Source organism: Pedobacter sp. BS3, assembly GCF_008274585.1.
GTDB lineage: Bacteria > Bacteroidota > Bacteroidia > Sphingobacteriales > Sphingobacteriaceae > Hufsiella_A.
Genome location: NZ_VTRT01000006.1, coordinates 130,820 through 152,197 on the forward strand (window position 1 = coordinate 130,820; position 21,378 = coordinate 152,197).

At 45.6% G+C, this 21,378-nt stretch carries 16 protein-coding genes; 13 read left to right on the plus strand and 3 right to left on the minus strand.

Features of this window, described 5'->3' with window-relative positions; genetic code table 11:
- The 12 genes from FW774_RS15650 (at position 1) to FW774_RS15705 (ending at position 15,338) form a co-directional block, all read left to right on the plus strand.
- Entirely contained in the window at positions 1-1,080 is a 1,080-nt protein-coding gene (locus tag FW774_RS15650) for a sensor histidine kinase (RefSeq protein ID WP_149349149.1), read from the plus strand.
- Positions 1,077-1,793 carry a LytR/AlgR family response regulator transcription factor gene (locus tag FW774_RS15655; protein WP_149349150.1) on the plus strand — a complete coding sequence of 239 codons (717 nt, stop codon included), beginning with the start codon at positions 1,077-1,079 and terminating at the stop codon, positions 1,791-1,793. The genes FW774_RS15650 and FW774_RS15655 overlap by 4 nt, the downstream gene beginning before the upstream one ends.
- Complete coding sequence (locus tag FW774_RS15660; RefSeq protein WP_149349151.1) at positions 1,790-2,599, plus strand: hypothetical protein; 810 nt, start codon at positions 1,790-1,792, stop codon at positions 2,597-2,599. The genes FW774_RS15655 and FW774_RS15660 overlap by 4 nt, the downstream gene beginning before the upstream one ends.
- A 62-nt stretch (positions 2,600-2,661) precedes the next feature.
- Entirely contained in the window at positions 2,662-5,592 is a 2,931-nt protein-coding gene (locus tag FW774_RS15665; protein WP_149349152.1) for a TonB-dependent receptor, read from the plus strand.
- 551 nt (positions 5,593-6,143) lie between these two features.
- The gene (locus FW774_RS15670) at positions 6,144-7,475 is read left to right on the plus strand and encodes a PP2C family protein-serine/threonine phosphatase (protein ID WP_242457859.1); all 1,332 of its coding nucleotides are present in this window, start codon (positions 6,144-6,146) and stop codon (positions 7,473-7,475) included.
- Between the two features lie 150 nt (positions 7,476-7,625).
- Positions 7,626-8,237, plus strand: a complete 612-nt coding sequence (locus FW774_RS15675) for a ribonuclease HII (RefSeq protein WP_149349153.1) — start codon at positions 7,626-7,628, stop codon at positions 8,235-8,237.
- 40 nt (positions 8,238-8,277) lie between these two features.
- On the plus strand, positions 8,278-9,495 hold the full coding sequence (locus FW774_RS15680; protein WP_149349154.1) for a glycosyltransferase family 4 protein: 1,218 nt from the start codon (positions 8,278-8,280) through the stop codon (positions 9,493-9,495).
- Positions 9,496-9,821: 326 nt separating this feature from the next.
- The gene (gene gcvT / locus FW774_RS15685) at positions 9,822-10,901 is read left to right on the plus strand and encodes a glycine cleavage system aminomethyltransferase GcvT (protein ID WP_149349155.1); all 1,080 of its coding nucleotides are present in this window, start codon (positions 9,822-9,824) and stop codon (positions 10,899-10,901) included.
- Positions 10,902-10,912: 11 nt separating this feature from the next.
- Entirely contained in the window at positions 10,913-11,635 is a 723-nt protein-coding gene (locus FW774_RS15690) for a 2-phosphosulfolactate phosphatase (protein WP_149349156.1), read from the plus strand.
- Between the two features lie 569 nt (positions 11,636-12,204).
- Positions 12,205-12,921, plus strand: coding sequence for a phosphoadenylyl-sulfate reductase (locus tag FW774_RS15695; protein WP_149349157.1), 717 nt, complete (start codon positions 12,205-12,207; stop codon positions 12,919-12,921).
- A gap of 122 nt (positions 12,922-13,043) precedes the next feature.
- Positions 13,044-13,952 (plus strand): sulfate adenylyltransferase subunit CysD, encoded by a 909-nt coding sequence (gene cysD, locus FW774_RS15700; RefSeq protein WP_149349158.1) that lies wholly within the window; start codon positions 13,044-13,046, stop codon positions 13,950-13,952.
- A 141-nt stretch (positions 13,953-14,093) separates the two neighbouring features.
- On the plus strand, positions 14,094-15,338 hold the full coding sequence (locus FW774_RS15705; protein WP_149349159.1) for a sulfate adenylyltransferase subunit 1: 1,245 nt from the start codon (positions 14,094-14,096) through the stop codon (positions 15,336-15,338).
- Between the two features lie 218 nt (positions 15,339-15,556).
- On the opposite strand, the gene FW774_RS15710 is transcribed toward FW774_RS15705, so the two are convergent.
- Positions 15,557-16,768 (minus strand): DUF763 domain-containing protein, encoded by a 1,212-nt coding sequence (locus tag FW774_RS15710; protein WP_149349160.1) that lies wholly within the window; start codon positions 16,766-16,768, stop codon positions 15,557-15,559.
- A 342-nt stretch (positions 16,769-17,110) separates the two neighbouring features.
- Here FW774_RS15710 and gcvP point away from each other — a divergent pair, with 342 nt between their 5' ends.
- Positions 17,111-19,981, plus strand: coding sequence for an aminomethyl-transferring glycine dehydrogenase (gene gcvP / locus FW774_RS15715; protein ID WP_149349161.1), 2,871 nt, complete (start codon positions 17,111-17,113; stop codon positions 19,979-19,981).
- A gap of 250 nt (positions 19,982-20,231) precedes the next feature.
- Here gcvP and FW774_RS15720 read toward each other — a convergent pair whose 3' ends face one another.
- Complete coding sequence (locus tag FW774_RS15720) at positions 20,232-20,660, minus strand: DUF6157 family protein (RefSeq protein WP_149349162.1); 429 nt, start codon at positions 20,658-20,660, stop codon at positions 20,232-20,234.
- A gap of 31 nt (positions 20,661-20,691) precedes the next feature.
- A complete protein-coding gene (locus FW774_RS15725) occupies positions 20,692-21,342 on the minus strand; it encodes a YceH family protein (RefSeq protein WP_149349163.1) in 651 nt (216 codons plus the stop codon).
- Positions 21,343-21,378: the final 36 nt, after the last annotated feature.

A 21,378-nucleotide genomic window follows, 5' to 3' on the forward strand; every position in this document is an offset into this window, starting at 1 on the left:
ATGCTGAAAAAGCTTTATTTGAATAAGTACCTGCTCATTGCCATACACGTGTTGTTTTGGGGCCTGTTCATTATGTTACCCTATTTCTTCAGGCCATCTGCCCCTGAGCATCGCTTCGGGGCCGTAAACAGTATGTTTCAATACCGGTTTATAGCAAGCAACCTGCTATTGGTAGTACTGTTTTATGTAAATACATATCTGCTGTTCCCCTTATTTTACAAGCGCAAAAAGCTGCTGATCTATATCATCAGCGTTTGTGCTCTGATTGTTCTTTTTGTTTATCTGTCATCGTATATAGACCGACATTTTTTTTCAGAAAACCTGTATTTTAAACATACAGAAAATTCATTCCCGCATAAGCGGATAGTGAAGTTTAAGTGGTGGTTCTTCCCGCAAATGATGTCGTATCTCTTTGTAACCGGTATCAGCTTTAGCTATGCCATTATTGTAGACACCGCCAAAAAAGAAAAAATCCGGAAGGAAAAAGAAAACGAAAACCTTAAAACCGAGCTTGGCTTTCTTCGCTCGCAGGTAAGTCCGCATTTTATTTTTAATACCCTGAACAACCTGGTATCGCTGGCCCGTAAAAAATCAGACCAGCTAGAGCCGGCACTTATCCGGCTGTCAAACCTCATCAGGTATATGCTGTATGAAAACGATGACGAAAAGGTCTCGCTATCTCGCGAGATAGATTACTTACAGGATTATATTGATTTGCAATATCTCCGCTTTGGCGATGATATCACCATCCATTTTAAAAAGCCCCGTTATACCGAAGCTTATATGATAGAGCCCATGCTGCTTGTTCCGTTTGTAGAAAATGCGTTTAAGCACGGCATCGGGCTGGTTGATAACCCGGTTATCTCAATCAATGCCACCATTGACGATAAAACCGGCTGGCTGAATTTTGACGTTGAAAACTCTATACCCTCGCAACAAAGCGCAAAAGACAAAAGCTCCGGCATTGGCCTGAATAATGTGAAACGTCGCCTGGAATTGTTATATCACGATAGTTACGAGCTGAATATTACCGAAACGGAAAGCAAGTTCAGGGTTAACCTTAAAATTAAATTGTTATGATGAACTGCCTGCTGGTTGACGATGAAAAGCTTGCTTTAGACCTGATGGAAGATAACATCAGTCAGGTGCCGTTTCTTACCCTGAAAGGCAAATGCAAAAACGCGATGGAAGCGATGGAGTTTCTGCGCCAGCATTCCATAGATCTGTTATTCCTGGATATACAAATGCCTGGCTTATCAGGTTTACAATTTCTAAGCGCCCTGTCCAATCCTCCGTTGGTTATTATGGTAACCGCTTATGATAAATACGCTTTAGACGGCTTTAATCTCGATGTGGTTGATTACCTGGTAAAACCCGTACCTTTTGCCCGCTTTTTAAAGGCTATAGACAAAGCGTACGAGCTCTTTACCCTGCGGCAAAAAGGCATTAGCACCAGCCTGGCCGCCCAGGACCATATTTTTGTTAATGCCGATTATTCCATTGTACGCATTAACCTGTCGGATGTTGTTTATATCGAAGGTTTGAAAGATTATATTAAAATATACCTGCTTAACCAGCCCAAACCGGTTATTACCCGGCTGAGTATGCGCTATATGGAAGAAAAGCTGCCTCCGGCCCGGTTTTTGCGCACCCATAAATCCTATATTATTGCGCTGGATAAGCTCATCGCGTTTAAGCGGAACCGGGTTACGCTGCCCAATGCAGAAATTCCGGTTAGCGATAATTATAAAGATGAATTACTAACGTATATTAGTCAACATAATTCGATATGATGAGATTAAAAAATATTTTGTTTACGCTTTCGCTGATAAGTGTTCATCTGGTTACACAGGCCCAGAAAAAGAATGAGGTGATAGAAAACAGCGTAGCGCCGCAGCAGGTAAAAATTGACGGCAAGCTGAACGAGTGGGGCGACTCGCTGAAAAATTACAATGCGACAGCCAAGCTTTCGTACGTAATTGCCAACGACGATAACAAACTATACCTTGCCGTACGCTCGTCAGACAAACAAACCATCTCAAAAATAATGGTTGGCGGCATTGATTTTACCGTAAACACATCCGGCAAGAAAAAGGAAGGGCCAACCGTTACCTTTCCGGTAATTAACCGGCAAGGTATGCGGCAGCAGGGTGGCAAACCCAACAGACAGCAGTTTGATACAACCGAAATGCGCCAGAAAATGCTTTCGCAGATAAAAGAGATCAAGGTAAACCACTTTAAAAGTATCGTTGATGGCAGTATTTCCATTTACAACGATTATGGCATCAGCGCAGCCGTGGCCTACGATGCATCCGGAGGCCTGGTTTATGAGCTGGCCATTCCTTTACAACAGTTAGACCTTTCAGCTACTGATAATAAGGTGCTGGCCTATAATATCAAAATAAACGGACTTCAGCTTCCGCAGATGCCCTCTGAAGGTAACCGCGAAAGCGGCGGCTATCCAATGGGTGGCGGAATGTATGGCGGTGGCATGTATGGTGGCGGCGGTATGGGGCGATATAACGGCAGCGCTATGGACCGCAACCCGATGTTCCAGTCCACAGATTTTTGGATAAAGGCAACACTGGTGAAGAAGTGAAAAGTTAACGGTCAAAAGTAGAAAGTTAAAAGTCAAAAGCCCCAGGGCACATAATTCCCTATATGAAAAATATCAAGGCAATAATTAAAAGTGCAGGACTCACGTCTCATATCTCATATCTAAAATCTCCATTACTTGCAGCAACATTATTCCTGTTAGCAGCACTGGTAAAAACAGAATCTGTTAAAGCACAGACAGGCCGCGAAGTGAGCGGCGTTGTACGCGATACTGCCGGAAACAGCGTTATCTCGGCAAGTGTAAAACTGGTTTCGGCTAAAGATTCGCTGTTTGCCCGCACCAATGCCGATGGCGTTTTTGTTTTCCGAAATGTACAGTCATCACAATTTGTGATAACCATTACCAGCCTGGGCTACCGTACCATTAATAAACGTTTTCTGTACAACGAAGGTACAGACCGCCTGGTGTTAGACCCGTTTGTGATGCAAATGCAATCAAACATGCTGCAAACCGTAGTCGTATCGGGTAATACGCCGGTCACCATTAAAGAAGATACCGTTGAATACCGGGCAAGCGATTACAAGCTGCGGGAGGATGCCGTTACCGAAGACCTGCTTAAAAAACTCCCGGGAGTTGATGTAGACAAAGACGGTAACGTGACGGCTCAGGGAAAATCGGTTACCAAGGTACGGGTAAACGGCAAAGATTTTTTTGGCGGAGATGTGCGCACCGCGACACAGCAATTACCTGCCGATATTATCGATAAAATCCAGATCATTGATGACTACGGTGACCAGGCTAACATTACCGGTATTAAAAACGGCGACCCGGACAAAGTGCTGAACATCCAGATACGAAGAGATAAAAACAAAGGAACCTTTGGCCGTGCTAATGCCGGGGTTGGCGATAACGACCGGTATCAGGCTTCGCTGAGCGCTAATATATTTAATAATGAACAGCAGATTTCATTCCTGGGCAATGTGAACAATACCAATATATCGCTTTTTAACTTTGGCGGAGGCAGTTCAAGAGGAGGAGGACGAAGTAGTGGCGGCTTTAGCGGTGGAAGCAGCGGAGGGTCACGACGCAGCGGGGGGCTCCGTTCTTTTGGCAGCTCATCCAGCTTAGGCAACGGACTGGCACAAACGTCTACCGGGGACGGGCTGACCTCGCTGGCATCTGTTGGTTTAAACTACCGCGATGAATGGGGAAAGAAACTATCCTCATACGGAAGCTACAGTTATTCATACAAAGACAACAGTCTGCTCGAAAACCAGATACAACGCTATACCTCGGCCAGCGGTATTGACACTACTAACTCGGCCAACAACACCCGTGGTTTCACCACCAATCACCGCTTTAGCTGGAACTTAGAATATAAACCCGACAGCGTGAATTACATTAAGTTCTCTCCATCATTCAGTTATTCAGGAACCAACAATAACGTGATATCCAATTCGCGGATAAACAGTTACGACCCACAATCAAATTATAGTAATGATAATACCAGCAAAAGCCTGGTTAAAAACCCCAACTTCGGTGCAAACCTGTTGCTGAACCACCGGTTTAAAAAACCACGCCGCAACATCTCGCTGATGTTAAATGCCAATACCAATAATAACGATGAAAACGATAATGTACTGAACATCCTCAACCTACAAACACCAGTTCCTAAAGATTCTATACAGCATCAGTTGCAGGATATTACCAACAACAGTTTTAACGGTGGGGCAAACCTGTCGTACAGCGAACCGCTGGGCAAAAGCGGCAACCTGGAGTTTAATTACAATTACAACTATACCAAGTATAATAACGACAGGGAAACTACCGGTCTTGACCCTATTGGCGCTGCCTCACGCATAGACAGCCTGAGCAACGATTACGATTACTCGTTCACCACGCACCGTATCGGGCTAAATTATCGTTTTAACGAGCGCCGTTATAATTATTCAATTGGTTTAAGCGTACAGCCAACGGTATTATCGGCACACTCCGTAACATCAAACGGAACAACAACCTATCGTAATACGGGATTTAATTATATCCCGGTGGCACGGTTCTCGTATAATTTTTCGCGTACACGCTCATTCAACGTCAGCTATTATGGCCGGAATACCGAACCAACCTATATCCAGCTTCAACCTACGCCTGATTTTACCAATCCCAATGCCCCGATATACGGTAATCCGGACCTGAACGCAGAATTTAACCAAACGCTGAACATCCGTTATAATAATTTCGATGTCAAAGCGGGGAATGTGCTGTTTACCAACCTGTCTGTATCAACCACATCCGATAAAATAGTGCAGAACATTGTGCACAGCAAAGACCCGAACACCAATACGCTTATCCAGGAAACCCATTACCTCAATGCCGACGGATATTACACCGTTAACGGCTTTTATGTATGGTCTATGCCTTTCCAGGAGAAAAAATACGTGCTTACCTTTAACGGAAATGCCAACTATAACAACAACATCGCATATAGCGATAATTTAAAGAACATTGGACATAACTGGATATTGATGCAGGGCGTACGCCTGCAAATTAATCCTACCGATTGGCTGGAAGTTTATCCCGGCGCATCGTACACCTACAACAGTAATACCTATACCGATGCTAATTCTACAGATACCCGTGTGAGCACCTGGGCATTAAATTACAGCAGTAAAACCTATTTCCTGAAAAGCTGGCTGGTAGGTTTGGATATGAGCAAATCCATTAACCGCGGTTACAGCTCACTATCTGCCAATCCGTTTATCATGAACGCTTACCTTGAAAAGCAGTTCTTTAAAGGAAAAACCGGTGCTTTGCGACTGCAGGGATTTGACTTGTTTAACGAAAATACCAATATATCACGTACGGTTGACGGAAATATCACTACCGATACACAAAGCAACCGCTTAGGCCGATATTTTATGCTGAGCTTTACGTACAGATTCCAGAAATTTAACGGTAAAAATGGCGAAATGCCGCCACAGCAAGATCCCGGAGGTTATCGCGGCAGAGGTATGATGCGCATGCCGAGAGGATAGATCTTTAGTAACAGGAGTACGATTGAGCGAAGATCCGGCTTCATTCAGCTACTTTTAAGCCTTCTCAGCCAAGCTTCGTGTCTTCACGAAGCTTCTCTTATGCCGGTTCGTGAGGACACGAGCCGGGGCTTTGAGATTCCAGAAATTTAACGGTAAAAATGGCGAAATGCCGCCACAGCAAGATTCCGGAGGTTATCGCGGCAGAGGTATGATGCGCATGCCGAGAGGATAGATCTTTAGAAACAGGAGTACGATTGAGCGAAGCTCCGGCTTCATTCAGCTACTTTTAAGCCTCCGGCTGATACATGCAAACTAAAATCGCAATACTCATTGCCCCAAACCAATTGCCCCTGCAAAAAATGAGTTAAAGTTGCCTTTTTTCAATTTTTTATTTTTTAATTTTAGGCTTTTCCGAATTTTGGCTTTCAATTATACCAATGTCAGGTTATTATAAACTGATGTGTAAGCATATTTTTATACTGTTGATTTTAAGCCTGTTACCTGTTTTTAATTTTGGATTATTACTTTTGACTTAACATTTAACAAACCCTGTGAAACCGTTAACCCGTTTGAGCGAATCCGGCTTAATTGCACATCCTACGTTACAGGGGGCATTGCCCCAGGCTGCCGACAGTAACCTGTCTGCGGTTAAAAATCAGCCCGGCACAGACGAGAATGAACTGATCCAGCTATTGCTTAAACGGCAGGCCGAGTTAAATTCATTGCTTGAGGTCACCCGGGCCATTAACCGCAACAGCTCCTCGTCGGTGCTGTTCCAGATGCTGGAAGTAATTTTCAAGGTGCATTTAAAGATCGGCAAAATGCGCCTGCTCGTTAAAGAAGAAGAGCATTTTTATTGCGCATCCAAATATGGCGGCAAACCCGAAGACATTAAAACGCTTCAGCAAATTTGCCAGGTACTGCAAGCCAGTAAAACAACCGAAAAACTTTCAGAGCATCCTCATCCGGCTTTAAACTCATACCAGTATTTTGTTCCGGTACGGCATAAAAAAGCCATGCTGGCTTTTGTGCTTATCGGCGATTTTGAAAGCGAAGCCGAATTGATCAGTAACGACCTGAATTTTGTGCAGACGCTGATCAACCTGATCATTGTGGCTTTAGAAAACAAAAAGCTGTTCAAAGACCGGGTTCAGCGGGAACGGCTGCAACGCGATATGGAGCTGGCCAGCGAGGTGCAGAGCATGATGATACCCGGCAACCTGCCTTACAGCGATGAGATACAGGTAGCATCCATGTACCTGCCTAACCAGAATATTGGCGGCGATTATTTTGATTTCATCAAGATCAACGAAGAAGAATATTTGTGGTGTATTGCCGATGTTTCGGGAAAAGGGGTGTCAGCAGCCCTGCTGATGGCCAATTTGCAGGCCAGCCTGCGGGCCTGGACCTGGGTAGAAACCGACCTGCGAAAAATTGTAGATCGCCTGAATCATGTATTGATCCAGAATACAAAAGGCGAGCGGTTCATCACCATGTTTATTGCCAAATATAACTTGAAAACCAGGCAACTGCGTTACATCAATGCGGGTCACAATCCGCCCTTACTCGTTACCGGGAGATCGGTGCAGTTTTTAACTTTAGGGACAACCATGATCGGCGCTTTCGATGAATTGCCGCACATGACACTGGGTGTTGTTCAGGTTCCGCCAGACTCGGTAATTTTTAATTATACCGACGGTCTGCTGGAATGCTCCAATGAGAACGTTTATATTACCGACGATGAACTGGCCGAACATCTTGTGCAGTACAGCAACTATCCGGTAAACGAACTGAATAAACAGGTTATTGAGGCCATCCGTCAAAAGCACAACGTGCGTATGGACGACGATGATGTAACCTTGTTAACTATAAAAATTTTATAAGATACAGCATAAAGCCGGTTTTTGGCGTTATAAAATCAATTAGTTTTGATTTTTACAGGTCGTGTGCTTCGGCATTTTACCCCTGAATAGTCGGAATTTTGCTTTGTTCAATTTTTGAATTTTTACTTTTGAAGTTTAACTTAGCGTTGCATGCTATTGTCATTCTACCAGCAGGAGTTTATTGAAGCAGGTTGCGATGAAGCCGGTCGCGGATGCCTGGCCGGCCCGGTATTTGCCGCTGCGGTAATTTTGCCGCCAACATTTCACCATGAGCTGCTTACCGATTCCAAGCAGCTCAATGCGGCACAGCGCTATGCTTTGCGTACGGTGATAGAAACCGAGGCCGTAGCCTTTGCCGTAGCAATGGTAGACAATCACGAAATAGACCGCATCAATATTCTCAATGCTTCGTTCCTGGCAATGCATAAGGCGCTGGATATGTTAACCGTCAGGCCCGGATACATCCTGGTGGACGGAAACCGGTTTAAAAAATATGCCAATGTGCCGCACAGTTGTATTATCAAGGGCGATGGTAAATACTTTTCTATCGCGGCAGCATCTGTATTGGCAAAAACCTACCGGGATGATTTTATGCACAACATAGCCGGACAATATCCACATTATGATTGGCTGAATAATAAAGGTTATCCAACCGTTAAGCACCGGACAGCCGTTATTGAGCACGGATTTTCGCCTTTTCACCGCAAAACATTCCGTGTTACCGACCCGCAATTAGAGATTTTATTTGAAGATGAGCTTTGATTGCGACCATCAGCTTGTTATTTTTGAATAAATACAGTTTATGAGAGTTCTTTTGTTAACCAACCAAGTACCGTTTTCATCAACCAGCGGTTACCCAATAGTGGTATATAACACCATTAAAGGTTTGTTGGCGCAGGGAGCAGAAGTAGCTGTTTTTAGTTTAAATCCACAGACCTATCATATCGATATACGAACCATAGATGATCCCTTGCTAAAGCAAATTACGCTGGCAACAGCATCTATTAATACCAATCTCAGCACCTGGAATCTGCTGATCAATATGTTTAAGGGACGGGCAGCCAATGTTTCCCGTTTCTACAAATCAGCCTCGGTAGCCAAGCTGAAAAATTTCCTGAAGCATCATAAGTTCGATATCATTCAGTTGGAGGGCCTGTTTGTAATGCCTTACCTTAGTGTGATCAGGCAATACAGCAAAGCCAAAATTATTTACCGGGCACATAACTTAGAGCACCAGGTAGGCGAGCTGCTGGCGTCGACCGAGCGCTCACCTTTGCGGCGCTTATACCGGCAGATGGCGGCAAAACGGCTCTATAAATTTGAAATTGCCAACATGAACAAGCCCGATGCCATATTGACGCTGAATGAATCGGACAAAAGCCATCTGCAATTTCTCGGCTGCACCGTCCATATCCACAGCTTCCCGGTAGCCATCGACCTGGAAAACTATCATCCTGATTTTAGCCAGATGGAATTTCCCAGCATTTTCCACATCGGCTCTATGGATTTTGCCCCAAACGTAGATAGCCTCAATTGGTTTATCAACACCGTATGGAAAGATCTGCAGGCATTAAATATCGGTTTGACGTTACACCTGGCTGCACGCGATATGCCTCCTGATTTCCTCGACGACGATGAATATAACATTAAGCTGTATCATAACGTAGGCGATGCCCGGCAGTTTATGAATTCAAAAGCGATAATGATTGTGCCCCTGCGTTCAGTTAGCGGTATGCGGGTACGCATTATCGAAGCCATGGCCATGAAAAAGTGTATCATTTCCACCTCTCTTGGCGCCGATGGCATCAGGTATCAGCATGGCAAAAACATCCTGATTGCCGATACGGCCGATGAGTTCTACAAATACATTCTGAAGTGCACAACCGACCGCAAATTCTGCGAAACCATTGGCGAAAATGCCCGCAAGCTGGTAGAACGTGAGTACGATATTTCCAGCACCAGCCATAGGCTTATGGCATTTTATAAAAAGCTGGCCGTAAACAATGCCGAATTATTTTAACCCCCTCACACGGTAACCGCATATTTTGTACTTTTGCGCCTTATTAAGAAACAAGAACATAGAAGCAAGAGACAAGATAGGTAGAAGGCTATCTACAAACAAGAACATAGAAGCAAGAGACAAGACAAGGAGCAGAAACTAAGCTCCCTCCCTTTGGGAGGGTTGGGGTGGGCTTTCTGCTTGCGCTCGTTTGCAACGAATGCATAATTACCCGGCGTTTATAACGTCGTAATGCAAGCTATAAGAACATAAAAACGAATAACAATGCCTTGCCTCCTCGTTCGCCAGCCGGCAGAGCTGGGGGAGGGCTCGGAGAAATTAACACAATGAAGAATACCGCCTTAACCGAAATTCACATTGCAGCCGGTGCAAAAATGGTTCCCTTTGCAGGATACAACATGCCGGTACAATATGCGGGCATTAATGCAGAGCACGAAACTGTTAGAAAAGCTGTTGGCGTTTTTGATGTGAGCCACATGGGCGAATTTATCCTTAAAGGAGACAATGCCCTCGACCTGATCCAGAAAGTAACCTCAAACGATGCATCAAAGCTATACGATGGCAAAGTTCAGTACGCATATATGCCCAACGAGACCGGCGGAATTGTAGACGATCTGCTGGTTTACCGCATTGACGAGCGTACCTATATGCTGGTGGTGAATGCTTCGAACATTGAAAAAGACTGGAACTGGATCAGTCGCTATAATACGTTTGGCGTGGAGATGAAAGATATTTCAGACCGCACAGCTTTGCTGGCTGTACAGGGGCCGCTGGCCGCACAGGCATTACAAAGCCTTACCGATATTGACCTTTCGGCGATGGAATATTATACCTTTAAAAAAGGAACTTTCGCCGGAATTAACAACGTGCTGGTATCAGCAACCGGCTATACCGGCGCCGGAGGCTTTGAAATTTATGTAGATAATCAACACGCCATACACATCTGGAACGAAGTATTTAAAGCCGGCGAACCTTATGGGATAAAACCGATCGGACTTGGTGCACGTGATACCTTGCGCCTTGAAATGGGCTTTTGCCTGTATGGTAACGATATTGACGAAACCACATCTCCTATAGAAGCCGGGCTGGGCTGGGTAACAAAATTCACCAAAGATTTTGTGAATTCCGAAGCCCTGAAACAGCAAAAGCAGCAGGGCGTTGCCCGTAAGCTGGTAGGATTTGAAATGGTTGAGCGGGGCATTCCACGCCATGATTATGCTATTGTTGACGCCAGCGGAAACCCTATTGGAAAGGTAACTTCGGGAACACAATCGCCATCGCTGCAAAAAGCCATTGGCATGGGATATGTTAATACCGATATGGCTGCCGAAGGCACGGAGATCTTCATCAGGATCCGCGATAATAACATTAAGGCCAAAGTGGTTAAGCTGCCATTCTACAAATAGAACGTTTCCGGATGCAAAAACAGTTAAAGCTCGAAACCTGCCTGAGCCCGGCCTTACTTCCCTTGTTCGACATTAAAAACAGCATTGCTGTTATTATTGATATTTTTCGTGCCAGCTCATCCATCTGCTACGGTATTGCCAACGGTGCGGAGGCCATTATTCCCGTTGCCGAAGTGGAAGAATGTGCCGCCTATCGCGAAAAGTATCCGCAATATTTGCTGGCTGCCGAACGCAATGGCGAGGTGGTGACCGGCTACGATTTTGGCAACTCTCCATTTTCATATACAGCGGAACACGTATGCGGAAAAACGATTGTGCTAACCACTACTAACGGGACACATGCCTTGCATCTGTCACGCAATGCCAAACAGGTAATACTGGGATCTTTTCTTAACCTGACAGCCGTTTGCAACTGGCTCAGGCAGCAACAGGAAAATGTATTGCTGGTGTGTGCGGGCTGGAAAAATAACTTCAACCTGGAAGATACGCTTTTTGCCGGGGCCGTTGTTGAACAGCTGCAATCAGGTAATTACAAACCCGACGATGCCTCGATAGCAGCTAACGATCTATACCGGGCCGGGCAATCGGATCTGAATCAATACCTTAAAAAAACATCGCACAGCGAACGCCTTAAAAAGCTCGGAATTGAAAAAGATATTGAATTTTGCCTGAACGTGGATCTGATCACGGCTATCCCTGCGCTGCGGGATGATAAGCTGGTTAAGATATCGTAAGCCCGAAGCATCGTATTTTCAATTTTATAACCTGAGTTCGATTAATAATTATATTAAAAAAAGGAATTGCTTCGTCGTCCCTCCTCGCAATGACGCCCCTATTTTCGTCATTGTCCCGAGATTTCGTATTAACGTCAAGCTAAGAAAGAACCTGTTTGCGCTCGTTTGCAAAACGAGTGCATAAAATCTCCGGCGTTTGTAACGCCGATAATAGCGGCCTTTGATTGTCTTAAGCAACATTGCGGCGTTGCAAACGCCGTTCTCCGGCATCCCGATTGCAAATCGGGAGAAGGCTGCGGACTCCTATGGAGAAGCAATCTGCTAATAATCAGACAAATAACAACAGAGCTCAGGCTCTTAGATATAAAATTCTTTCATAGCTTCATACGTATATTCTCATTTCATCCTTGTAAGGTTATTATTTCAGAAGTTTTTAACTGCTTTTTTACAAAGTGTCACAGGGCGTTCTGATGCACTGATCATCTCACTATTGTCATTATCTATAACCTCTATAGGATAATTTTACTATTTCATCCTAATTCTCAATTGCTTTTACTAAATTTGCGGCCATGTCCGAGTTGCTGAAAGATAAGTATCATGCATTGGCCGAAACGATTGAGGGCGTTCCTCCCCAGGATGCGCTGCAACGTCTTGCCGGGGAATTTCCAGGCAAAATTGTGTTTTCTACCAGCTTTAGCTGGGAAGACCAGGCCATAACGCATTTGATTTTAACACAGCAGCTGCCCATTTCCATATTCACGCTCGATACAGGTCGCTTATTTGAAGAAACCTATTATGTGTGGAGCCGTACCAATGAGCAGTACCAAACGCATATCAAGCCTTATTATCCTGATAAGGATGCCTTAGAGAGTTTTATCGCCCAAAAAGGGCCTAACTCATTCTATGAATCGATTGAAAACCGTAAGGCCTGCTGCCACATACGCAAAGTAGAACCTTTGCAGCGGGCGCTCAAAGGAAATGAGCTTTGGATAACCGGACTGCGTGCCGAACATTCTCCGGAACGTACAGGCTTGCCTCAGCTGGAATGGGATGAAACCAACCAGATCATCAAGTATCACCCCATTCTGAACTGGACAACAGAGCAGCTAAAGCAGTTTGTTTACGAAAACGGTATTCCGTACAATACCTTGCACGACAAGGGTTTTGTAAGCATCGGCTGTGCGCCATGTACACGTGCCGTACGGCCCGGCGAGGATTTCAGGGCCGGCCGCTGGTGGTGGGAGAACAGGGAAAGTAAGGAATGCGGATTACATGCACATTCATAATTCATTAATATTAAGTTTAGTATAAAAAGAGGTGTATAATGTTATATCTATGTTGTTAATATTGAATCGATTATCCGCTTCTTCTTTTTTACTTTTTACTTTTTACTTTTTACTTAAAATATATGTCTTCGTATAAATTAGACTACCTGGATCAGCTTGAGTCAGAATCCATACACATCATGCGTGAGGTTGCTGCCCAGTTTGAGCGTCCGGCCCTGCTGTTTTCGGGTGGTAAAGACTCTATTACACTGGTTCAGCTGGCTATCAAAGCTTTCAGTCCCGGAAAAATACCATTTCCGCTGGTGCACATTGATACCGGTCATAATTTTCCCGAAGCTATCGCTTATCGCGATAAATTAGCCGAACAAACCGGCGCCAAGCTTATTGTACGTTATGTTGAAGATACCATTAAGGCCAAAGGATTAAAAGAGCCGGTAGGCAAATTTGCTTCACGCAACGCCTTGCAGGCTTACACGCTGCTGGACACTATCGAAGAGTTCGGTTTTGACGCTTGTATAGGCGGTGCTCGTCGCGATGAGGAGAAAGCACGGGCCAAAGAGCGTATTTTCTCCGTTCGGGATGAGTTCGGGCAATGGGATCCTAAAAAACAGCGTCCCGAATTATGGAATTTGTACAACGGTAAGATCCATAAAGGCGAAAACGTGCGGGCTTTTCCCATCAGCAACTGGGTAGAGCTGGATGTGTGGAACTATATCAAACGCGAAGGCGTTGAGCTGCCATCCATCTACTTTGCACATGAGCGGGAAGTGCTGGTGCACGGTGATTTCCTGGTGGCTACCTCTCCGTTTATACGGATTGATGAAGGCGACGTGATTGAGAAAAGGACTGTACGCTACCGCACCGTGGGCGATATGACCTGTACCGCAGCCGTAGAATCATCGGCAGCCAGCATTGACGATATTGTGGCCGAAATTACCCGTACCCAGATCAGCGAACGCGGCGAAACCCGCATAGACGACCAGGTTTCTGAAGCCGCTATGGAAGACCGCAAAAAGAATGGATACTTTTAATTTCAGACAAGAGATTTTAGATGTAAGATTTTAGACATCTGATGTTAAATATAAAATAATAGCCAGGATATTGAGAAGAGAGCGGGACCGATAAAGTCTCATATCTCATATCTCATATCTCATATCTCATATCTAAAGAACATGGATTTACTCAGATTTATAACCGCAGGCAGTGTTGATGATGGTAAAAGTACCCTGATTGGCCGCCTGTTATACGATACCGATTCGATTAAGGTAGACCAGCTACAGGCTATACAAAAGCAAAGCAAAAATAAAGGTGAAGGCGAAATTGACCTCGCCTTGTTTACCGATGGCCTGCGTGCAGAACGCGAACAGGGAATTACGATTGATGTAGCTTATAAATATTTCGCTACCGAAAAGCGCAAATTCATTATTGCCGATGCTCCGGGACATATCCAGTACACCCGTAACATGGTTACCGGCGCTTCAAATTCAGACCTGATCATCATCCTGGTGGATGCCCGCCAGGGAGTGGTAGAGCAAACCCGCCGGCACAGCATTATTGCCTCGTTGCTGCAAATACCGCATGTATTAGTTGCCATTAACAAAATGGATATGGTCAACTATTCGGAAGATGTTTACAATAACATTGTTGCCGATTATAATAAGATTGCAGCCCAGCTTAATATTAAAGATGTGGTATTTATTCCCATCAGCGCCCTTGTAGGCGATAATATTGTAAACCCATCGGCAAGAACGCCTTGGTATACCGGCGAAACATTATTGCATCACCTGGAAAACGTAAACGTGGTTAATGATATCGACTTCAATACATCACGTTTCCCCGTGCAATATGTTATCCGGCCGCAGTCAGACGATTTACATGATTACCGCGGCTATGCCGGGAAGATCATCAGCGGAACCTATAAAAAAGGTGATAAAGTTATCGTGCTTCCCGAAGGTATCCCGTCAGAAATTGAGGCGGTTGAGGTTTCGGGCGTTGAGGTTGCCGAAGCATTTGCTCCGCAAAGCGCCGTGATCCGCTTAAAAGACGATATCGACGTAAACCGCGGAAATGTGATCGTTACCGCAACCAGCAACCAGCCTAAAGTTGAGCAGGAAATTGAGGCTACCATTTGCTGGATGGATAACCGTCCGTTGCAAACCGGCGGTAAATACCTTATACAGCTGCACGGTAAAATGGTGCGGTGCATTGTTCGCGAAATACATCATAAAATTGATGTAAACACCCTTGAGAAGATCAGAAATATCGAAGAAGCAGCGCTTAACGATGTTGTACACGTTACCCTGAAAACGGCATCGCCCATTGTGTTTGACAGTTATAATGCGTTGCGTACCAACGGCGGTGCTATCCTTATCGACGAAACCCGGTACAATACTGTGGCCGGCTGCATGCTGCAGTAACCGATAATCTTAGAGCCTGTTACCCTGCCAACATGGAGAAAAGCTTCGAATAATAGAGTATGGAAGCCGCCCAACCGTAGAGCGTGATTCTTAACATTATTCTTTGTATTTTTGATAAAACCTTACACCGGGTAGTGCTTCCGTTTTGCAAGCAGGTGCAAACAGAGCTTCCTTTTGCTTTTTAGCCGTTCACCTTAAACCTTCGGCCTTTTACCTTGCTAATATTTAGCAAACAAATTTAGCTGAGCGCCTGCAGGGGGCTTGGCCCGGCCGAAAACCGTACGACCGCCATATCGCCATGATTCGCGATGCTCTTTTTCAATTACCTGCTCAAAATTCTGGTTAGGAGTAAAATCCTTTTCAGCCTGACGGGCTATTTCGGATATTTTTTTAATGGCCTGCTGTTTTTCACCCTGCCCGATCTTTGCCTGGTAAACTGCCTTTTGCAGCACAGATATCGTTTCATCGTATGTTTTAACGGGAACCGGAAAAGGATGGCCATCCTTACCGCCATGTGCAAACGAAAACCGGGCCGGATCTTTAAACCGGCTGGGAGCGCCATAAATTACCTCGCTTACCAGTGCCAGCGATTGCATGGTTCGCGGCCCCAACCCTTCAAGTAAAAGCAAGTCTTCAAAATCCTTTGGCGATCTCTCGTGCGCTAACCACAATACAGAACCCAATCGTTTTAAATCAACATCCTTGGCACGTACATCATGATGCGCCGGCAAAACCATTTTTTGCACTTCGGCTAACATTTGCTGAGGCGCTTCACGCGAGATGCTCATTACGGCATCGCGGGCCTGCAGCGCTTTATCAGAAGCCATATTCAGGATATTGCCCTGGTTCTGTCCGTAAATAAAGCTATGCGGATTATTAACAAATGAGCTTATTCCCGGCGAATGCCAGTGATAACGCCTTGCAGTAGAGTTACCCGTGCGCATGCCCTGCTGCACAACAGCCCATTGTCCGCTGTGGCTCACAATAAAATTATGCGTATAAAGCTGGAAACCATCCTGTACCGCCGTATTATCAACCTTTGCGCTTAGCTTGCTGCATCTTACCAGGTAATTTCCGTCAAGGCCGGTGCGGTTTGCAACCGAAAGCAGCTCATGGGGCGCTTGTCGCGAAAATTTCCCCTTACCCCCGCAAATGTAAAGTCCTAAATCTTTAGAATATGGGTTCACCGCCCGTTTAAGAGCGCCCATAACAGAAGTGGTAATGCCCGAAGAATGCCAGTCCATACCCATAACCGCCCCAAAGCTCTGAAACCAGAACGGATCGCTGATCCGCGATAAAAAACCATCCTGGCCAAATTCCATAATAATGGACTCTGTAATAGCCAGGCCTAATTTGGCCATACGTTCTGCCAGCCATTTAGGCACATATCCGTAATGTAAAGGTAGATCTGCCGAACCCGCACGTTTCATGCTAACAAAATTAGCAATTTATTTGCAGCAATGCTTCGTTTATTTTATGATTTTTTGAATATTACCTGTGCAATGGTGCAGATTGCCGAAATTGTTTAATGAGTATGTTAGTTTGTTAGTTGTTCGTCTCTCGTCATTCGCCTTAAACCTTCTACCTTAAACCTTCTACCTTCCACCTTTCTACCTTTCTTGTCTCTTGCATCTATGCTCTTGTTTCTATGATAGCCTTCCACCTTTCTGCCAAAACTGCTAACTACTAAACAACTAATAATCAATTGTTATTAACCATACTGTTTCAGCAGGCTTTTTATTACCTTTGCGACACTTATTTCGCTGCGCTTAATGAAACTCGCTATTGACTATCAGGAGAAGTTTGAACACCGGCATATTGCCCCTAATTCTCAGGATACTACCGAAATGCTTCGTCTTACCGGAGCCGCTTCTATTGATGAACTGATTGACCAGACCGTGCCGCCGGCTATACGCTTAAACCGGCCGCTTAATTTGCCGCCGGCACAAAGCGAAGCGGGGTACCTGGCTAATATGAAGCGGGTTTCGTTAAAGAATAAGCTGTTCAAATCGTTTATCGGACAAGGCTATTACGATACCGTAACACCCGGTGTAATTCTTCGTAACATCTTCGAAAATCCGGGTTGGTACACACAGTACACACCTTACCAGGCAGAAATTTCGCAGGGACGTTTACAGGCGCTGCTCAATTTCCAGACCATGATCATCGAGCTGACGGGTATGGAAATAGCCAATGCTTCGTTACTTGACGAAGGTACGGCTGCTGCCGAAGCTATGTTCATGCAGTACAGCCTGCGTAAAAATCCATCGGCCAACGTTTATTTTGTATCCGATAAGCTGTTCCCGCAAACCATCGATATCTTAAAAACACGTTCGGCCCCTTACGGGATACAGCTACGCATTGGCGATCATCAAAACGTTGAACTTACGGATGAGATGTTCGGGGCCATTGTACAATATCCTGCCGGCGACGGAGCGATATATGATTATTCCGGTTTCGCGGCACAGGCACATGCAAAAGATATTAAACTCACCGTTATTGCCGATATCCTCAGCCTGGCGTTGCTTACGCCTCCCGGCGAATGGGGAGCCGATGTGGTAGTGGGTTCAGCGCAACGGTTCGGTGTCCCTATGGGATTCGGCGGCCCGCATGCGGCATTTTTTGCCACCAAGGAAGCCTATAAACGCTCTATTCCCGGACGTATTATCGGCGTTAGTGTAGATAATGCCGGCAACTATGCGTTACGCATGGCGCTTCAAACCCGCGAACAACACATCCGCAGGGATAAAGCCACGTCAAATATCTGCACGGCGCAGGCGTTGCTGGCCATTATGGCCGGTATGTATGCCGTTTATCATGGGCCAAAAGGCATTAAAGCCATCGCGTCGCGTGTACACGGGTTGACAGTGCTACTTTCAGACGCATTGCAGCAGTTAGGGTATAAACAACTCAATCAGGCGTTTTTTGATACGCTGCACATTGATACCGGTAATTTAACTGATCCGATACACGGCGAGGCCTTAAATAACGAGGTGAATTTTACCTACCGGGATTCGTCTATCCTGTTATCTATTGACGAAACTACCACACCGGAAGATATCCAGACTTTGATCCGGATCTTTGCCAAAGTTAAAGGTAAAGCCCAGGGCGAGATTAATTTTGAAGCCTTACAAAGTACTATACAAGCTACTATTCCGGCTGCATTACAACGGCAATCAGAACCGTTGACCCATGCCGTTTTTAATACGCACCATGCGGAGCATGAGATGCTGCGCTATATCAAATCGCTGGAAGTTAAAGATCTTTCACTCTGTCATTCCATGATCCCGCTCGGATCATGTACCATGAAGCTGAACGCTACTGCCGAAATGATACCTGTTACCTGGAATCACTTCGGCAAGCTGCACCCGTTTGCTCCAACCGACCAGGTTGGCGGCTACATGCAGGTGTTTGATGAGCTGAACCGCTGGCTTTGCGAGATCACCGGCTTTGCCGCGATGAGCTTTCAGCCTAATTCAGGAGCGCAGGGCGAATATGCCGGCTTAATGGTTATAAGGGCTTATCATCAGGATAGGGGAGAAGGCCACCGGAACATTGTGCTGATCCCATCGTCGGCACACGGCACAAACCCGGCATCTGCGGCCATGGCCGGAATGAAGATCGTGGTAGTGCAGTGTGATGAGCATGGCAATATTGATGTGGCCGACCTGAAAGCCAAAGCTGCCGAGCATCATGATAATTTGTCATGCCTGATGGTTACCTATCCGTCAACACACGGTGTATTTGAAGAATCCATCATCGAAATATGCCAGACCATCCATGAGCATGGCGGACAGGTGTATATGGATGGCGCTAATATGAACGCCCAGGTCGGGCTAACCAGTCCGGCAGCTATCGGCGCCGATGTATGCCATCTTAACCTGCATAAAACGTTCTGTATTCCGCATGGCGGAGGCGGCCCTGGAGTAGGCCCGATTGGCGTTGCCAAGCATCTGGTTCCGTTTCTTCCCGGGCATCCGGTTGTGGATATTGAGTCGGGCAAATCTATTCACGCTGTAGCAGCGGCTCCATGGGGTTCGGCTTCTATCCTGCTTATTTCGCATGCCTATATTGCCATGATGGGTGCAGAAGGCCTGACCAATGCCACCCGCTACGCTATTCTGAATGCCAATTATATCAAAGCACGTCTCGAAAAATACTATCCTGTATTATATACCGGTAAAAATAACCGGTGTGCCCACGAAATGATACTGGATTGTCGTGCCTTTAAAAATGCCGGTATCGAGGTTACCGATATTGCCAAACGTTTAATGGATTACGGCTTCCATGCGCCAACGGTTTCGTTCCCTGTGGCTGGTACGCTGATGGTAGAGCCTACCGAGTCAGAACCCAAACAAGAACTGGATCGCTTTTGCGATGCGCTGATTGCTATCCGGAAGGAAATTGAAGCGGTAGAAAATGGTTCGGCTGATAAGGTAAATAACCCGTTAAAAAATGCGCCGCATACGGCACAGGCGGTTACAGCCGATAGCTGGGATAAACCTTACAGCAGGCAACAAGCTGCATATCCGCTGCCTTATGTAACGGTGCATAAATTCTGGCCAAGTGTAGGACGGGTAAATGACACGTATGGCGACAGAACGCTGGTTTGCTCATGTCCGCCGATAGAAGCGTATGTGTAGTTAACGTAAGTTTGGGTTAAGACGTAGCTTGTCCCGATTTGCAATCGGGATGCCGGAAAACGACGTTTGCAACGCCGAATGTTGCTTAAACAATCAAATGCCGCTATTACCGGCGTTACAAACGCCGGAGATTTATGCACTCGTTTTGCAAACGAGCGCAAACAGGTTGTGCGTTTCCTATCCCGAACTCACGTTAGTTAGACGCTTCATACTTAGAATTTCTTGTGAATAGAAAAATAACTGCTGTGCGCTATTTCTTTGAGTTTCGCATTGCTTTTACCTTTTTTATTCCGGGGTCACTCACAAATTCCTTATAGGCATCTGTCTCCACCCCATAAAGCGCCACTTTTCCATTTTTGTCGGCATGGATTCCGAATCCATACCTTTTGGTTAAAGGCGAAGCTCTGAAGCAAGGTTGTCCCTTCGAGAAAAATGCCTCCCGGGCTGCATGATATTCTTCTTTTGTTAAATCGTTTCGTCCGGCAAAAACCTGAAAAAGAACGTCATCGGAAGTAAATTTGTAAGGATTTTTTGCGATCAATTCATACTGCATTTCTGCAACAGTTTTTTTGTCGCCTTTTGATTTGGGAACTTCACCAAAGTTTGCGGGGCAATCATCAGAAACTTCTATAAAGGTATCGAAGTAATTTGTAGTATGTAAATTATCGTTCTTGTTCATGCACCATAAATTTCAATGCCCATTTTCAGTTTCAGTACAACTCCTTCATCAGCTTATCAAAAGCCGCTTTCAGTTCGGCCAGTTCCTGTTCTACTTTTGACAGGCGGTTTTCCAACTCGTTAACCGATTTCCGGGCAGGTTCTTCGGGCAGTACGTCATCTTCAATTTCCGGAGTGCCGCCTAACAGGTGCATATAACGCACTTCTTTTTGTCCGGGTTTTCGCGGTAGCTGCATAATATAAGGCATTGCCGGGTCGGCAAGTTTTTCCAGCACGGCCTGCACTTCATCCAGCGACTCAAATTCATACAGCCGGCCGGAGTTGGTATTGATCTCGCCGGGCGTTTGCGGGCCGCGTAACAGCAGCAGGCAAATAACAGCTACCTCGGCCGGAATAACCGGGTAAACAATGGCAAAATTATGCTTGTATTTCACCACACGGCTTGAACCCCCGGTAGCCGTGGAGATCAGTCCCCGTTTTTTAAGCGAATCCAGGGCCATTACTACGGTAGCTTCATCGTATTCTACAACAGGCTTACGCGATGTTTTCTGGTTACAGGCGGCTGTAAGGCCATTTAAGGTCATCGGGTAATAATCGGGCGTAGTTTTGCATTTTTCCATCAGAGCGCCCAGCACACGTTGTTCTTCGGCAGTTAATACGGGTAAAGTTTGAGTAGCATCCATGCGCTAAATATACGCATCTGTTCATTATGCCCGAAA

What these genes read in the sequence shown, in the direction of transcription:
- FW774_RS15660 (WP_149349151.1), top strand. Translation starts at nt 1,790, where the DNA reads ATGATGAGATTAAAAAATATTTTGTTTACGCTTTCGCTGATAAGTGTT.
- FW774_RS15705 (WP_149349159.1), top strand. Translation starts at nt 14,094, where the DNA reads ATGGATTTACTCAGATTTATAACCGCAGGCAGTGTTGATGATGGTAAA.
- FW774_RS15710 (WP_149349160.1), bottom strand. Translation starts at nt 16,768, where the DNA reads ATGAAACGTGCGGGTTCGGCAGATCTACCTTTACATTACGGATATGTG.
- FW774_RS15665 (WP_149349152.1), top strand. Translation starts at nt 2,662, where the DNA reads ATGAAAAATATCAAGGCAATAATTAAAAGTGCAGGACTCACGTCTCAT.
- cysD (WP_149349158.1), top strand. Translation starts at nt 13,044, where the DNA reads ATGTCTTCGTATAAATTAGACTACCTGGATCAGCTTGAGTCAGAATCC.
- FW774_RS15690 (WP_149349156.1), top strand. Translation starts at nt 10,913, where the DNA reads ATGCAAAAACAGTTAAAGCTCGAAACCTGCCTGAGCCCGGCCTTACTT.
- gcvT (WP_149349155.1), top strand. Translation starts at nt 9,822, where the DNA reads ATGAAGAATACCGCCTTAACCGAAATTCACATTGCAGCCGGTGCAAAA.
- FW774_RS15650 (WP_149349149.1), top strand. Translation starts at nt 1, where the DNA reads ATGCTGAAAAAGCTTTATTTGAATAAGTACCTGCTCATTGCCATACAC.
- FW774_RS15655 (WP_149349150.1), top strand. Translation starts at nt 1,077, where the DNA reads ATGATGAACTGCCTGCTGGTTGACGATGAAAAGCTTGCTTTAGACCTG.
- FW774_RS15720 (WP_149349162.1), bottom strand. Translation starts at nt 20,660, where the DNA reads ATGAACAAGAACGATAATTTACATACTACAAATTACTTCGATACCTTT.
- gcvP (WP_149349161.1), top strand. Translation starts at nt 17,111, where the DNA reads ATGAAACTCGCTATTGACTATCAGGAGAAGTTTGAACACCGGCATATT.
- FW774_RS15675 (WP_149349153.1), top strand. Translation starts at nt 7,626, where the DNA reads ATGCTATTGTCATTCTACCAGCAGGAGTTTATTGAAGCAGGTTGCGAT.
- FW774_RS15725 (WP_149349163.1), bottom strand. Translation starts at nt 21,342, where the DNA reads ATGGATGCTACTCAAACTTTACCCGTATTAACTGCCGAAGAACAACGT.
- FW774_RS15695 (WP_149349157.1), top strand. Translation starts at nt 12,205, where the DNA reads ATGTCCGAGTTGCTGAAAGATAAGTATCATGCATTGGCCGAAACGATT.
- FW774_RS15680 (WP_149349154.1), top strand. Translation starts at nt 8,278, where the DNA reads ATGAGAGTTCTTTTGTTAACCAACCAAGTACCGTTTTCATCAACCAGC.